The 15217-nt window shown below is 72.8% G+C and carries 13 protein-coding genes; 9 read left to right on the top strand and 4 right to left on the bottom strand.

All coding sequences use genetic code 11. From position 1 onward, the window contains the following. Positions 1-234 precede the first annotated feature (234 nt). A complete protein-coding gene (locus GA0070617_RS23830) occupies positions 235-2013 on the top strand; it encodes a glycoside hydrolase family 6 protein (protein WP_091442887.1) in 1779 nt (592 codons plus the stop codon). Between the two features lie 111 nt (positions 2014-2124). Here the strand turns inward: GA0070617_RS23830 and GA0070617_RS23825 are convergent, their stop codons facing one another. The 3 genes from GA0070617_RS23825 to GA0070617_RS23815 form a co-directional block, all read right to left on the bottom strand. After that, the gene (locus tag GA0070617_RS23825; RefSeq protein WP_091442884.1) at positions 2125-2496 is read right to left on the bottom strand and encodes a hypothetical protein; all 372 of its coding nucleotides are present in this window, start codon (positions 2494-2496) and stop codon (positions 2125-2127) included. A gap of 244 nt (positions 2497-2740) precedes the next feature. Continuing rightward, positions 2741-3673, bottom strand: a complete 933-nt coding sequence (locus GA0070617_RS23820) for a hypothetical protein (protein ID WP_091442881.1) — start codon at positions 3671-3673, stop codon at positions 2741-2743. Positions 3674-3687: 14 nt separating this feature from the next. Continuing rightward, the gene (locus GA0070617_RS23815) at positions 3688-4398 is read right to left on the bottom strand and encodes a hypothetical protein (RefSeq protein ID WP_229688520.1); all 711 of its coding nucleotides are present in this window, start codon (positions 4396-4398) and stop codon (positions 3688-3690) included. A gap of 422 nt (positions 4399-4820) precedes the next feature. Between GA0070617_RS23815 and GA0070617_RS23810 the strand changes: the two genes are divergently transcribed. From GA0070617_RS23810 to GA0070617_RS23780, 7 genes are all read left to right on the top strand, one after another. Next, positions 4821-7088 carry a sensor histidine kinase gene (locus GA0070617_RS23810; protein WP_091442878.1) on the top strand — a complete coding sequence of 756 codons (2268 nt, stop codon included), beginning with the start codon at positions 4821-4823 and terminating at the stop codon, positions 7086-7088. Beyond that, the gene (locus GA0070617_RS23805) at positions 7088-7510 is read left to right on the top strand and encodes a roadblock/LC7 domain-containing protein (RefSeq protein WP_091442875.1); all 423 of its coding nucleotides are present in this window, start codon (positions 7088-7090) and stop codon (positions 7508-7510) included. The genes GA0070617_RS23810 and GA0070617_RS23805 overlap by 1 nt, the downstream gene beginning before the upstream one ends. Then, a complete protein-coding gene (locus tag GA0070617_RS23800; protein WP_091442872.1) occupies positions 7500-7889 on the top strand; it encodes a DUF742 domain-containing protein in 390 nt (129 codons plus the stop codon). The genes GA0070617_RS23805 and GA0070617_RS23800 overlap by 11 nt, the downstream gene beginning before the upstream one ends. Beyond that, positions 7870-8466, top strand: coding sequence for a GTP-binding protein (locus tag GA0070617_RS23795; RefSeq protein WP_091442868.1), 597 nt, complete (start codon positions 7870-7872; stop codon positions 8464-8466). Before GA0070617_RS23800 ends, GA0070617_RS23795 begins: the two co-directional genes overlap by 20 nt. Positions 8467-8566: 100 nt before the next feature. Beyond that, positions 8567-9661: a lactonase family protein gene (locus GA0070617_RS23790; RefSeq protein WP_229688519.1), complete on the top strand. Its 1095-nt coding sequence runs from the start codon at positions 8567-8569 to the stop codon at positions 9659-9661. A 168-nt stretch (positions 9662-9829) separates the two neighbouring features. Further along, on the top strand, positions 9830-11572 hold the full coding sequence (locus GA0070617_RS23785) for a substrate-binding domain-containing protein (protein ID WP_091442858.1): 1743 nt from the start codon (positions 9830-9832) through the stop codon (positions 11570-11572). Between the two features lie 208 nt (positions 11573-11780). After that, entirely contained in the window at positions 11781-13265 is a 1485-nt protein-coding gene (locus GA0070617_RS23780; RefSeq protein ID WP_091442853.1) for a sugar transferase, read from the top strand. On the opposite strand, the gene GA0070617_RS23775 is transcribed toward GA0070617_RS23780, so the two are convergent. Continuing rightward, positions 13243-14406 (bottom strand): PP2C family protein-serine/threonine phosphatase, encoded by a 1164-nt coding sequence (locus GA0070617_RS23775; RefSeq protein ID WP_091442850.1) that lies wholly within the window; start codon positions 14404-14406, stop codon positions 13243-13245. The two genes, GA0070617_RS23780 and GA0070617_RS23775, sit on opposite strands and share 23 nt — an antisense overlap. 109 nt (positions 14407-14515) lie before the next feature. Here GA0070617_RS23775 and GA0070617_RS31125 point away from each other — a divergent pair, with 109 nt between their 5' ends. Then, positions 14516-15151 (top strand): MarR family transcriptional regulator, encoded by a 636-nt coding sequence (locus GA0070617_RS31125; RefSeq protein WP_229688518.1) that lies wholly within the window; start codon positions 14516-14518, stop codon positions 15149-15151. Positions 15152-15217 lie beyond the last annotated feature (66 nt).

The raw sequence follows: 15217 nt of genomic DNA, 5'->3' as shown, positions 1-15217 counted from the left end.
CGCGGTTAGCGGAGCCACACCGCGACAGGTAGAGCGTCGAGGGCAGCCGGTTCGCCGGTACGACACTCCGCCACCGGCCGGCCGTGCGAGCCGACCGTCACACCACCACCAAGCCCGTCCGGGTCGGGCACCCCCCGAAATCCCGTGGCACCGAAGGCCGTCCGAACGGACGTCCCCGGGGCCGTATTGCCGGGTCGAACCCAGGGCCCGGTCTCGCCCAAGGAGATCACTGGCATGAATGTGTGGAGAAGGCTGTCCGGCCAACGCCGGGCAATCGCGCTCGCCGGCGCGGGCGCCCTGGTCGCGGGCGGGCTGGTGACCCTTCCGGTCACTGCGGCGCACGCCGCGACGCAGTGTGACGTGACGTGGACGTCCAACGAGTGGCAGGGTGGCTTCACCGCCAACGTCACCATCAAGAACATCGGTGACGCGGTCAACGGCTGGACGTTGAACTGGACGTTCCCCAACAGCAGCCAGCGGGTCCAGCAGGGCTGGTCCGCCGAGATCACCCAGAGCGGTAGCCAGGTGACGGCGAAGAGCCTGTCGTACAACGGCAGCATCGCCTCCGGTGGGTCGACCAGCTTCGGCTTCAACGGCGCGTGGAGTGGCAGCAACCCGAAGCCGACCTCGTTCACCCTGAACGGCACGGTCTGCAACGGTGGCACCACCAACCCGACCACCCCGCCCACCACGCCCCCCACCACTCCGCCGACCACGCCGCCCACCACGCCGCCGACGACCCCGCCGCCCGGCGGGCCGCGGGTGGACAACCCCTACCTGAACGCCAAGGGGTACGTGAACCCGGAGTGGAAGGCCAAGGCCGAGTCGGTGGCCGGTGGTAACCGGGTCTCCAACAACCCGACCGCCGTCTGGATCGACCGGATCGCGGCGATCAACGGCACCCCGGACAGCAGCTCCAACGGCGCGATGGGCGTCCGGAACCACCTGGACGCGGCCCTGGCGCAGGGTGCCCAGTACATCCAGTTCGTCATCTACAACCTGCCCGGTCGCGACTGCGCCGCGCTCGCCTCCAACGGTGAGCTGAAGGCGAACGAGCTGCCCCGCTACAAGGCCGAGTACATCGACCCGATCGCGGCGATCCAGGGTGACGCCAAGTACCGCAACCTGCGGATCATCAACATCGTCGAGATCGACTCGCTGCCGAACCTGGTGACCAACACCTCCGGCAACCCGGGCGGCACCGCGATGTGTGACACGGTCAAGGCCAACGGTGCCTACGTCAACGGGGTCGGTTACGCCATCGCCAAGCTGGGCGCGATCCCGAACGTCTACAACTACATCGACGCCGGCCACCACGGCTGGCTCGGTTGGGACAGCAACTTCAGCCCGTCGGCAACCGTCCTGCGTGAGGCCGCCGGCGCGTCCGGCGCCACCCCGGCCAACGTGCACGGCTTCATCGTCAACACGGCGAACTACTCCGCGTTGAAGGAGCCGTACGTCAAGATCACCGACCAGGTGAACGGCCAGTCCGTCCGCCAGTCCAAGTGGGTCGACTGGAACTTCTACACCGACGAGCTCACCTTCGCCCAGGCGTTCCGCAACGAGCTGATCAGCAAGGGCTTCAGCTCCAGCATCGGCATGCTGATCGACACCTCCCGCAACGGCTGGGGCGGCTCGGCCCGGCCCACCGGCCCGGGCCCGTCGACCAGCGTGGACGCCTACGTCGACGGCGGTCGGGTCGACCGGCGGATCCACGCCGGCAACTGGTGCAACCAGTCCGGTGCCGGCCTGGGCGAGCGTCCCAAGGCCGCTCCGGAGCCGGGTATCGACGCCTACGTCTGGGTGAAGCCGCCGGGTGAGTCGGACGGCTCCAGCAAGGAGATCCCGAACAACGAGGGCAAGGGCTTCGACCGGATGTGCGACCCGACGTACAACGGAAACGCCCGCAACGGCTTCAGCCGTTCCGGCGCGCTGGCCGACGCCCCGATCTCGGGCGCCTGGTTCTCCGCGCAGTTCGCCGAGCTGATGCGCAACGCCTACCCGGCGCTCTGATCGGCAACGCCTGCCCGTCGCTCCGGTAGTGAGGCACCGAGCGGCAGGTCCCCCCGGGTCCCCGACCCGACCGTCACTGGTCGGGTCGGGGACCCACCCCGTCGCCCCGGATCAGGGCACCGTCCGTTCCACCGCGGCCGACCCCTGCTCGGCCAGGTCGCGCCGGGCCCGTTCGAGGTTCTCCGGGGTCGGGTCCTGACCCCGCGCGGCGACCAGGTCGGTCGGCTCCCACGGTTGTTCGCCCCCGGTACGGATGTTGTCCCCGCCGGCGCCGGTGCCGGCCCCGTACGGGTCGCCGAGCAGATCCTCGGTGGTCGGGGCGGCGTCCACCTGTTCACCCGGCTCGGCGAAACGTGGGGTGTCCGCGTCGACGCCGCCACCGGGGGTACGCAACCCGGCCACCGTCGTCTCGTCGTCCACCGCCGCAGCCACCTCGGGGCTTTCCTCCAGCGGCCGGTCGCGTCCGGCGTCCCGATCCGTCATCTCGCTGCCCTCCTGTCCCAGCGGCGTGTCCTCGTCCCACTCGCGTACCCCGCTGGACGGCGGGCATGCCGACGTGGTCCGTCCCGCTGCGCGCCGATGGCCGACGTCGGGGCGGGGTGGACACGCGAACGGCCCCGACCGATGCCGGTCGGGGCCGTTCGCGGTACGGTCCGGCGTCCGTGACGCCGTTGTGCTGCGCGTCCGTGGACGCTGCCGGGTCCGGGCGTCCGTGACGCCGGTCGGTCTAGCGGCCGAGCACCCGGTCCAGGAAGTCCCGGTACTGGCGGACCGAGACCCGCAGCTGCTCGGTGTCGGCGGAGCCGGCGTCCTGCCAGCTGCCCAGCTTCTCCTTCTGTGCGGCCAGCGCCGAGGCGAGTGCCTGGATCGCCTCGTCCACCAGGGACTGTGCCTCGCCCACGGCGGCCTTCGGGTCGTCCACGAAGCGCAGTTGGACGTCGCGCCAGCGGTCCCGGAAACCCTGTGCGGTGCCCGGGTCGAAGAGCCGTGCCGCGTCTGCCGGCACGCTCGACGAGGGCTCGTCGGCGTCGTCGAGTCCGGCCCTGCCGGTACCGGTCTCCGTGCCGGGGCCGGTGGTCAGCGTCGGACCTGCGTCGGGGTCGACCGAGGCGGCGTCGGTCCGGCCGTAGCCGGCCGCGCCCGCCGCGACGGTGCGGTCGCCCGGAACGCTGCGCAGCACCCGGTCACCGCCGTCGCGTTCCTCCGTCGGGTCGGACCGGTGGTCGCCGTCCGGGTCGGCGCGGTGCAGGCGGTCGGCCGCGGTCGGGTCGGCCCGCTCGTCGTCGAACCGGTCGGTCCGCCCGGGCGCCCCGTCACCGGGGCGGGCGGTGTCCTCCCCGCGCGGATCCCGCTCGTCCTCCGGCCGGCCACCGGCCAGCGCCGACGCGGCCACCGCGCTGCCGACCGTGGTCGCGCCGAAGGCGGTCGGCACCGGTGCGGGCTCGTGGAAGTCGTCGCTGCCACCCCGGCCGGCCCGCTCGTCGCGGACCGACGGGTCGTCGAAGGTCCCCCGGTCGTCCAGCGCGTCCTCCGGTACGCCGTCCCGACCGCCACGGTACGTACCGCCGGAGTTCGTCTCCTCCGTCGGCGGTACGGACACCGGCGTGGACCGGACGACCTCGGGCTGGTCCTTGTTCACCTGCTGCTGGTCCTGGCGCATCCTGGGCGGCCTCCTCAACGGCTCGGTACGTCGTGCGGGTTTTCCTGCTCCTGCTGGCGCTGCTGCGGAGTGCGGGTCCGGTCGTCCGCCCCGGTGGTACGGGCCGGCTCGTCGGTGGCACCGGTCTGTCCGGTGGGGTGGTCGGTCTGTCCGGTGTCGGCACCGGTGTGCCGGGTGGGGTGACCGGCGCTGGTCGGCTCGGTGCCGAGCAGGTCGGTGAAGAGGGCCCGGTAGTGCACCACGGCCTGGCGCAGCTCCTCGGTGCTGGCCTCACCGCGCTCGTTGCGCTGGTGGATCTCGTGGGCGTCCCGGTAGTGGCCGAGCGTCCGGTTGTGCTCCACGGAGAGGTGGGCGACCTGGTCCGAGAAGTCACCGGTCGGGTAGCCACGTTCGGTGATGAGCCGGCTGACCAGTTCGTGCGCGTCGCCCACGGTGTCCTTGGGCGAGTCGACGAAACGGACCTGGAGTTCCTCCCAGGCCGCGGCGTAGCGGGCCCGGGACTCGGGGGCGAGCGGGGTGAGGGTGAGTTCGGCGTGGCGGCGCTCCCGGTCCCGCAGCTCACGCTCGGCAGCGCTGCGACTGTCCCGTTCCGCGATCACCCGGTCGTACTCCGGACCGAACCGCTGTTTGAGCGCGCGTCGTCGGCTGGCGACCACCACGACGGCGGCCACGGCCACGAGGGCCAGTACGACGAGCACCAACACGATTACCTGCGTGGGCGACATGGGCTCCTCCTTCGCCCCCTGGTATTCCCTGCTGGCGGTGGTCGTCAATCCCGATCCGGGGCACTTTCCTCGGAGCCCGCCGGAACTCGGGCAAAGCGCGTACCCGTAACCGGATCAACCGCGACCGGCGGGACGAACCTCCGATTCGGTGCGACCGGTCCTCGTCAGGGGCGATGCCGGGTCGATCCGGGGGTGCGACGGCAGGCAAGAGCGTTCGCCCGAAGCTCCGGGGCACTCGTCCCTGATTGTCCCTTGTCGACGGTCCCGCGTGGTAGCGGAGCGGGCAACAGCCGGTAGTGCATCGGCCGTGGATTACGTATCCTGCCCACGGTGCCCGTACCGGTGCCCCGGCACCGTGGCCGGGGTGAAACGCCCGAGGGGTGCTGCTGCTCCTTCCTGTCACCCTTCCGGGCGAGGTTGCGATGAACACGCGTGACTGGCCGATCCGCGGCAAGCTGGCCGCGCTGGTCGTCACCCCGGTGGCCGCGCTGGTGGCATTGTGGATCTTCGCGACCACGCTCACCGTGGGACCGGCCCGCGACCTGCTCGACGCGCAGACCCTGCTTGACGACTTCGGCCGTCCGGGTGAACAGGTGGTGGCCGAGCTGCAGAACGAACGCCGCCTGTCGATGATCTACCTGGCCGACGACGGCGGCTCGTCCGAACTGGACGAGCAGCGACGGCGTACCGACGCCGCCGTGGCCGAGCTGCGTCGACGGATCGACGGCGAGCCCCTGCGGGACGCCGCCAACGACCTGCTCGACAGCCGACTCGACGAGTTCGTCGGTACCCTGGACGCCCTGCCCGCCGGCCGCGGCTTCATCGACCGCCGCCAGGTGGACCGGATCGGCGCGCTCGGCCTCTACACCGGCATGGTCACCTCGGCCTTCCAGGGCTTCGCGGCCCTGGCCACCCTGCCGGACGCGGACCTCAACCGGCAGGTCGGTGCCCTCACCGACCTGGGGAGGTCCCGGGAACTGCTCGCCCAGGCCGACGCGCTGGTCGCCGGTGCGTCCACCGCCGGCCGGTACGCCGAGGGCGAGCACACCCGGCTCGTGCAGGTCATCGGCAACCAGCGTTTCCTGGTCGAGGGCGCGGTGGCCGAGCTGCCCCAGGCGGACCGGGCCAGCTACCGCCGGCTGACCGAGCAGGAGGCCTTCGTCCGGCTCCGGACCATGCAGGACGACCTCGTCGCCAGCCGAGCCCGCCCCCGGGTGGCCCTGGGCGAGTGGCGGTCCAGCCACGACGCCGTGCAGGAGGCCATGCGGGACTTCGAACTGGGGCAGGCCGACGCGCTGGCCGAGCGGACGGTGCCGGTCGCGGTCGGCGTCCTGGCCCGGCTCGGCGCGGCCGGGCTGCTCGGACTGGTCGCCGTGCTGGTCGCCGTGCTGGTGGCGTTGCGGGTGGGGCGGTCCCTGGTGCACCGACTGACCTCCATCCGGGCCGCCGCCCAGGAGATGGCCGACCACCGGCTGCCCGACGTGCTGAGCCGGCTCCGCCGGGGCGAGGACGTCGACATCGCGCGCGAGGCCCCACCCCTGGAGTACGGCCGCGACGAGATCGGCGCGGTGGGTCGGGCCTTCAACGAGGTGGGCCGTACGGCGATCCAGGCGGCGGTGCACGAGGTCACCCTGCGGCGCGGTCTCAACGAGGTGTTCCTCAACATCGCCCGCCGCAGCCAGGGGCTGGTGCACCGGCAGTTGGCCGTGCTGGACCGGCTGGAACGGCGCGCCGAGGACCCGGACGAGCTGGCCGAGCTGTTCCGCGTCGACCACCTCGCCACCCGGCTGCGCCGGCACGCCGAGGACCTGGTCATCCTGGCCGGTGCGGCACCCGGTCGGGGCTGGCGGCACCCGGTCGCCGTGGTCGACCTGGTCCGGGGCGCCACCGGCGAGGTCGAGTCCTACGAGCGGGTCGACCTGACGACCCTGGCTCCGGCGGCCGCCCTCGGTCGGGCCGTCGGTGACGTGATCCACCTGCTTGCCGAGCTGATCGAGAACGCCACCGCCTTCTCCCCGCCGCACACCCGGGTCGAGGTCAGCGGCCGGCGGGGGCCCGACGGGTACACCGTCGAGATCGTCGACCGGGGGCTGGGGATGACTCCCGCCGCGGTCGAGGAGGCCAACCGCCGGTTGGTCGACCCGCCCGACTTCAACCCCGCCGAGAGCGCCCGACTCGGCCTCTTCGTGGTGGCCCGGCTTGCGGCGCGGCACGGCATCCGGGTCCGGCTGGACACCTCCGAGCACGCCGGGATCACCGCGACCGTGCTGATCCCGGCGGACCTGATCACCGACGAGCCGGCGGTGTCCGGGCCGTCGCAGGAGCGGATGGCCCGGGTGACCCGGCTGCCGGCCCAGCCCCGCCCCCGCGGCGGACGGATCACCCGGGAGAGACCTGCCGCGTCGACGCCGGTGGTTCCGCTCACCGCCGACCGGGTCGGCCCGGTCGACCTCAACCCGGACACCGAGGGCCTGCCCCGTCGGGTCCGCAGCCGTGGGCCGGCCACGCGTGGTCCGCGGCAACCGGTGGGGGACACCCCCAGCCCGCGGTCGCCGGAGGAGATGCGCCGGATCATGTCGGCCCTCCAGGCCGGTACCGCCCGGGGCCGCCAGATCGGCGCCGCCCAGGTCCGGCCGGTCGATCCGGCCGCGACTCCCGAACCCCCCACCACGACTGAGAGGGACGCCTAGTGGTGCAATCGACGAGGCAGAGTGCCGACCTGGACTGGCTGCTCGACGAGCTGGTGGAAAGGGTGCCGGCCGCCCGCCAGGCGGTGGTGCTGTCGGCGGACGGGTTGCTGCTCGGCTCCTCCGCCGGTCTGGACCGGGCCGACGCCGAGCATCTGTGCGCCATGGCGTCCGGCTTCTCCAGCCTGGCCAAGGGCGCGAGCCGGCAGCTCGACGCCGGACCGGTCCGGCAGACTGTGGTGGAGATGGAGTCGGCGTACCTTTTCGTCACCGCGGCCGGGCAGGGCGCGTGCCTCGCTGTGGCCAGCGACGCCGACGCCGACATCGGCCTGGTCGCGTACGAGATGGCGATGTTGGTGACCCGGGTCGGGGAGTACCTCAGCACGCCGCTTCGCCCGCCGGCGGGGACCACCGATGCGGACTGAGTCTCCTGGCCCCCAGCACGAGTGGCTGGACGACGATGCCGGTCCGGTCGTCCGCCCGTACACCCTGACCGGTGGTCGGGTCCGGCCGGCGGTCGAGGGGTTCGACCTGGTGGCGTTCGTGCTGGCCGATCCGGGCGCCGACCCGGACGGGCACCGTGGCCTGCATCCGGAGCACCGTCGGCTGATCGAGCTGGCCCGGCGACCGGTGCCGGTGGCGGAGCTGGCCGCCCGGCTCGATCTCGCGCTGGGCGTGGTCCGGGTGCTGCTCGGTGACCTGCTCGCCGGAGGGCTCGTCTCGGTGCACGAGCCGCCCCGGCGCACGTTCCTTCCCGACGACAACATTCTCAAGGCGGTGGTCAGTGGACTTCGCGCGCTCTGATCGAAACGGGCACCGGGTGCCACTGGCCCTGAAGATCCTCATCGCCGGCGGCTTCGGCGCCGGCAAGACGACGCTGGTGAGCGCGTTGAGTGAGGTTCGCCCGTTGCAGACCGAGGAGGTGCTCACCGGGGCCGGCATCGGCACCGACGACCTCTCCGGGGTGGAGACGAAGTCCACCACCACGGTGGCGATGGACTTCGGCCGGATCACCATCAACGAGGACCTGCAGGTGTACCTCTTCGGCACCCCCGGGCAGGACCGGTTCTGGTTCCTCTGGGACGAGTTGGCCTTCGGTGCGCTCGGCGCGGTGGTGCTCGCCGACACCCGCCGGCTGGCCGACTGCTTCCCGTCGATCGACTACTTCGAGCAGCGGGGCGTCCCGTTCGTCGTCGGGGTGAACTGTTTCGAGGGGTCGCGCCGGTTCAGCCTGGACTCGGTGCGCCAGGCGCTCGACCTCGACGAGGACGTCCCGCTGATGCTCTGCGACGCGCGGGACCGCCAGTCGGCGAAGCTGGTGCTGATCTCGCTGGTCGAGCACGTGGCCCGGCAGCGGGGTGAGCCGGTGCCGGTGGCCTGAACGGGCACCGGACCGGAAAGTCCGGGAAAGGTGGACTGATCCAGCGTCGTACCGGGCACCGTGATTGGATCTACTCGGGCCCCGGCGGAAGGTGGATCTGGTGACTGAACGGGACGAGATCGTCCACATCGGCGGCTACACGGCCCACGGTGGCGGGCGCAGCAGCGGCATCATGGCCGCCCGCCGGGATCCGGACACCGGGCAGCTCACCCCGCTGGGCACCGTGGCGGTCACCCCGTCGCCGTCCTTCCTCGTCCGGCACCCCCACCAACCCGTCCTGTACGCGGTGCACGAGCTGCCGGAGGGGGAGGTCAGCGCGTTCCGGGTCGGCCCCGACGGTGACCTGACCCCGCTGGGCGGGCGGCCGACCGGCGGTGCCGAGCCCTGTCACCTGGCCGTCGCCGCCGACGGTGGTCACCTCTTCGTCGCCAACTACGGCGGGGGCAGCGTCGCGGTCTTCCCGCTGGACGCGCAGGGCGCCCTCGGCGAGCGCGGTGACCTCGTCCGGCACGAGGGGCACGGCCCGGACCCGGAGCGGCAGGAGCAGGCCCACGCGCACATGGTCTCCCCGGACCCGGGTGCGGGGCCGCTGCTCGCCGTGGACCTCGGCACCGACTCGGTCTACCGGTACGACCTCGACACCGACTCGGGTCGGCTGGTGCCCCGGGGCCCCCGGACGCGGGTGCCGGCCGGTACCGGCCCCCGGCACCTGGCCCGGCATCCGGACGGGCGGCGCTGCTACCTCGTCGGTGAGCTGGACGCCACGGTCACCGCGTACGACCTGACCGCCGACGGCGGGCTGCACCAGCGGGCGCGGGTCGACGCCAGCGAGCGCCCCGGACCGGTCCAGCCCTCCGAGATCGCGGTCGGCCCGGACGGTCGTTTCCTGTACGTCGCCAACCGGGGGGTGGGCACCGTCTCGGTGTTCGCACTGGCCGCGCAGGCACCGGACCCGGCCGAGCCGGATCCGGCCGGGCTGGCCGAGCCCGACCCGGCGGAGGCATTGCGGCTGGTGGCCGAGGTGGAGACCGGTGGTGAGTGGCCCCGGCACTTCGCCTTCGCCGGGCCGCACCTCTACGTCGCCGACGAGCGCGCGGACATGATCCGGGTGTTCCGGATCGACGCGGCGACCGGGGTGCCGGCCGCGGTCGGCGAGCCGGTGGCGGTGCCGAGTCCCAGTTGCGTGCGCCCCTGACGCGCACCGCCGGCTGAGGCGGGTACCGGCCGCGCATCGGCGACCACTTCTTCACTCAGCGTCACCGATGGGCGGTCAACTGCTGATTCTGCGTAACTTTCGTCCGAACGGGCATGGCATTTGGCCTGCTAGATCCGCAAGATGGGGGACGTGTCAGGCCGCCATCGAATGCGCCCGGGTTCTCGTGGAGCAGGCGCCGTCGCTGCAGCGACGGCGCTTGTCGTCGTGGTGACCGGTTCCTGGTTCGGCTACCAGCAGCTGGCCCGGCCCGGCTGCTCGGGTCAGGTCGAGCTGGCCGTGGCGGCCACCCCGGAGGTGGCCCCGGCCGTCGAGGAGGCGGCCACCCGGTGGATGACCGACGGGGCCGCGGTCGGTGGCACCTGCATCGACGTGAAGGTCGCCGCCTCCGACCCGGCCGAGGTCGCCGCCGTGGTCGCCGGCAAACACGGCGCCACCCTCGCCGGGATCGGGCAGGCCAGCGGCACCGCCGTCGCGCCGGACGTCTGGGTGCCGGACTCCTCGACCTGGCTGCTGCTGTTGCGCAACGGCGGCGCCACCGCCTTCGCCCCGGAGAACGGGGCCTCCATCGCGCGCAGCCCGGTGGTGCTGGCCGTGCCGGAGCCGATCGCGACCGCCCGGCTCGGTTGGCCGGAGAAGAAGGTCACCTGGTCGGACCTGCTCGACCAGGTGACCAGCAGCAAGCCGCTGCGTACCGGGATCGTCGAGCCCACCCGGGACGCCGCCGGGCTGTCCGGGCTGCTCTCGCTGACCGCCGCCGCCGGTGCCTCCGGCGAGGACGCCAGGAACGCCACCACCGGTGCGTTGCGGGCGTTGGCCACCGGACGCTCGGCGCTACGCGCCGATCTGCTCGCCCGCTTCCCCCGGGCCACCGACCCGACCTCGGTGGCCAGCGGTCTCAGCGCCGCCGCGCTGTCCGAGGAGGACGTGATGGCGTACAACCGTGAGCAGCCGCCGGTGCCGCTGGCGGCGCTGTACCTGGAGCCGGCGCCGATGGCGCTGGACTACCCGTACGCGGTGCTGCCCGGCATCGAGCCGGCCAAGGCCGCCGCCGCGCGGGTGCTCTTCGAGGCGCTCACCACTGCCGACTTCCGGGACCGGCTGGCGCAGCAGTCGCTGCGCGGCCCGGACGGCACCTGGGGGGCGGGCTTCGAGGCGCCGGTGGGTGCGCCGAGCCCGGCGGGTGGTGCCGTCGGCCGGCCCGCCGCCGGTGGTGGCGCGGCCGGTGGCCTGGACCCGGCGGCGATCGAGAACGCGGTCACCGGCTGGTCGATCGCCACCCAGTCCGGTCGGATGCTCTGCGTCATCGACGTCTCCGGGTCGATGAAGAACGAGGTACCCAGCGCCAACAACGCCACCCGGGCACAGGTCACCGTGGAGGCGGCGCGCCGAGGTCTGGGACTGTTCGACGACTCCTGGTCGATCGGCCTGTGGACCTTCTCCACCAGGCTGGTCGGCGACCAGGACTGGAAGGAGCTGGTCGGGATCGGCCCGCTCGCCACCCAGCGGGGTCGCCTGGACCAGGGTCTCAGCACGATCACGCCGTCCAGCGGCGACACCGGCCTGTACGACACCCTGCTCGCCGCCTACCAGACGGTCCAGGGGGGCTGGGAGCCTGGGCGGGTCAACTCCGTGGTGCTCTTCACCGACGGCAAGAACGAGGACGCCGACGGTATCTCGCAGGCGAAGCTGCTCGCCGAGTTGAAGCGGCTCGCCGACCCCGAGCGCCCCGTGCAGGTGGTCGTGATCGGGATCGGCAGCGAGGTCAGTCGGACGGAGTTGGAGTCGATCACGAAGGTGACCGGTGGTGGCGCGTTCGTTACCGAGGATCCCACCAAGATCGGCGAGATCTTCCTGAAGGCGATCGCCCTCCGGCCGACCGCTCCCCGCTGATTCGCGGGACCTGGCGGCTCGGTGTGTCGAATCAACGGTACGAGGGGTCTGTCCCGGCTCCGCCGTCCGGTGGAAAAGTGACAGCAATGCGTCCGAAGCAATTGGTATTCATCATTGCCAGGGCAAGATGTCGGAGTGCCTCCGGCACGAGGTCCACGACGGGCCGTCGTCTCGCCGGAGCCGGCACCGAGAGACTGTGGGAGGACCGGTGGCCGCGGCGACGCTGTTGACCCCCGCCAGGACGTCGCCGAAGCCGGGCACCGGGCCGTCCCGGCCGGCCGCCCGCGCCGAACAACGGACGTACGTGCAGACCCTGATGGTGCTGGACACCAGCATCGTGGTGCTCGCCGTCCTGGCGGGTTACCTGACCCGGTTCGGTGACCGGGACCCGATCGGATCGCAGATCCCGTACGTCCTGGTGGCCCCCGGACTGGTGCTCGCCTGGCTGGTCTCACTCAAGGCGATGCGCTGCTACGACGACCGGGTGCTCGGTTACGGGGCGGACGAGTACCGCCGGGTCAGCACCGCCAGTCTGCGGTTGGCCGGCAGCGTCGCGATCCTCGGCTACATCTTCGACGTGGGGGTCTCCCGGGGCTTCCTCGCCATCTCCTTCGCCTTCGGCACCATCGGCCTGGAGGTGGCCCGGTACGCCGCCCGCAAGCACCTGCACCGGGCCCGGATCCGGGGGGCCGGCTGGTCCCGTCGGGTGCTGGTGGTGGGGGACACCGCCCACGTGCTGGAGCTGGTGCACACCCTGCGGCGGGAACCGTACGCCGGCTACCACGTGGTCGGGGCCTGCATCCCGGACGCCCTGCTGGCACCGGTGGCGCAGCGGCTCGGCGACGTACCGGTGGTGGGGTCGTTCCGGGGTATCCCGGAGGCCGCCGCGGCGATCGGGGCGGACACCGTCGCGGTCACCGCCTCCGGGGAGCTGACCGCTACCCGGTTGCGTCGCCTCGGTTGGCAGCTGGAGGGCACCGGGGTGGACCTGGTGCTCGCGCCGGCGCTCACCGACGTCGCGGGTCCGCGGATCCACACCCGGCCGGTCGCCGGTCTGCCGCTGATCCACGTCGAGGCGCCGGAGTTCCGGGGAGCCCGCAAACTGGTGAAGGGTTTCGTCGACCGGGCGGCCGCCTCGGTCGCGCTCACGCTGCTGCTGCCGCTGCTGGTGGTGATCGCGTTGGCGATCAAGCTGGACAGCCGGGGGCCGGTGCTGTTCCGGCAGGTCCGGGTGGGTCAGGGTGGCGAGGAGTTCGGCGTCTTCAAGTTCCGCACCATGGTCGTCGACGCCGACGCCCTGCTGGCCGAGCTGGCCGCCCGCAACGAGACCGACGGACTGCTGTTCAAGATGCGCGACGACCCGCGGGTGACCCGGGTCGGGCGGCTGCTGCGCAAGTGGTCCCTGGACGAGCTGCCCCAACTGGCGAACGTGCTGTTCGGGCAGATGAGCCTGGTCGGCCCCCGGCCGCCGCTGCCCTCCGAGGTGGCCCGCTACGACGGCGACGTCGCCCGCCGGCTGCTGGTCAAGCCGGGCATGACCGGGCTCTGGCAGGTCAGCGGACGCTCCGACCTGAGCTGGGAGGACGGCATCCGGCTCGACCTCTACTACGTGGAGAACTGGTCGCTCGCCGCCGACCTGACCATCCTGTGGAAGACCGTCGGCGCGGTGCTCAACGGTCGGGGAGCGTACTGACCCGGCCACCGGAGGGCTGGGGGCCGGTCCAGTCCAGGCAGACCACCACGGCGTCGTCGATCAGGTCACCGGCGACGAACGCCCGCAGGTCGCCGATGAGCGAGCGGACCGCGTCCAGCGGTGCCAACGGCCCGGTACGGCGCAGGAAGCGCTCCAGCGCCGTGTCGCCGTACCGGACGTCGCGCCCGACGGCGTCGACGACCCCGTCGCTGACCACGAAGAGCCGGTCGCCGGGCCGCAGGTCGAACCGCTGCTCCCGGTAGTCGGTGCCCTCGAACATGCCGAGCGGGAACTGCGCCTCGATCGGCAGGTCGTGCACGTCGTCGTCGCGCAGCAGCACCAGCCGGGGAGAGCCGGCGTCGACGACGGTCAGCACGCCGGAGCGCAGCTCCACCTCCATCAGCAGGGTGGAGAGGTGCTGCTCGCCCTGGTGCAGGGCGTAGACCGCCTGGTCGGCCAGGGCGGCCTGGTCGGCCAGGCTCAGCCCGGCCCGGCGGGCGTTCCGCAACGCGTAGGTGGCCAGCGAGGTGAGCAGGGCGGCGGCGACCCCCTCGCCGGTGCCGTTGATCGTCGCGAGCCACAACCGGTCGCCGTCGTCGGACCAGTCGAAGCTGTCACCTCGCACCGCGTACGCCGGCTCCAACTGCCCGGCCAGGCTGAACGAGGGGCGGACCCGGCTGCGGGCGGGCAGCAGCTCCCACTGCATCTCGGCGGCGAGGGTGAGCCGACGGCTGCGTCGGGCCGCCCGGTACACGTCGGTACCGGCCGAGACGGCGGTCAGCTCGTGGCCGAGGGCGGTGGCGATGCCGGCGAGCGCCTCGACGGTGTCCGGGTCGGCGGGCACCGGGGCGATCCGGAGCACCCCGCGCCGCTCACCCCGCATGCCGACCGGGAACCAGCCGACCTGCTGGACCAGGATCGGCTCCTGATGGTCGAAGCAGCGCCAGGCGGGGTGACCCGGGCTGGTCAGCGGCGCACCCTCGCCCAGCGGCAGCAACTCGGCGAGGCGGTAGTCGACCTGGTAGAGCTCGACCGAGGTGATCCCGTACGCGGTGGCCAGCTCGGCACCGAGCCGGTCGAGCAGGAGATCGGCCGGTGCCTCGATCAGGCTCCGCCGGGCCCGGTCCTCCGCTGCGCTCATGCTCGACCTCTCTCAACTGGCCGTTCACCAGGGGCCACGGGGTAATGTCGTGCCCAACATGGCCGAGAATCGTGGTCCGCTCGGACCTGAGACGAGTATGGCTGCCGCGTTGGACGACGCGGCAGGCACCCTGCTGGCCGTCTGGGAGGCGGCCCTGCAGCGACCGGTCGCTCGGCTGTCCAGCGCTCAGCTGCGCGCCGTGATGGTGGTGGAGCAGCACGACGGGATCAACCTCCGCCGGCTCGCCAGTGAGTTGCAGATGCTCCTGTCCTCGGCGAGCCGGCTCTGTGACCGGCTGGAGGCCGCCGGCATGCTGGAGCGGGAGCCCGGTCGTTCCGACCGACGGGAGATCTCGCTGCACCTGACCCGGGAGGCCCGCCGGCTCCTGGACGAACTGCAGGCGGATCGTCGGCAGCGGCTGGCCGAGGTGCTGGCCCGGATGAGCCCGGCGGGCCGGCAGGCGTTGCTGCGCGGCATGGTGGAGTTCGACCAGGTCAGCCGGGACCCCTCGGCGGACAGCGGCGCCGGGCCCGACCGAGGCCCGGACGACGACCCGCAGGAGCCGACGGCGACCGGACAGACCCACGAGCGGGACCGCCCGGCCGGCGACGAGCCCCCGTCGGGGCGGTTGTCGCGGGAGATCCGCCCGGACCGGTGGCGGGCCGGCGACGATTCACCACCCTGGCCGTCGTTGGTCGCCGATCCCACGGCCCCGGACGGTCCACCGGTCGCCCGCTCGGCCTGACCCGACCCGGACGGTCCACCGGTCGCCCGCTCGGCCTGACCCGACCCGGCCGGGGCGCCGGCCGCC

Source organism: Micromonospora yangpuensis (assembly GCF_900091615.1).
Taxonomy (GTDB): domain Bacteria; phylum Actinomycetota; class Actinomycetes; order Mycobacteriales; family Micromonosporaceae; genus Micromonospora; species Micromonospora yangpuensis.
The sequence above is the reverse complement of the archived record's forward strand: the minus strand, read 5'-3'. Positions and strand labels throughout refer to the sequence as shown.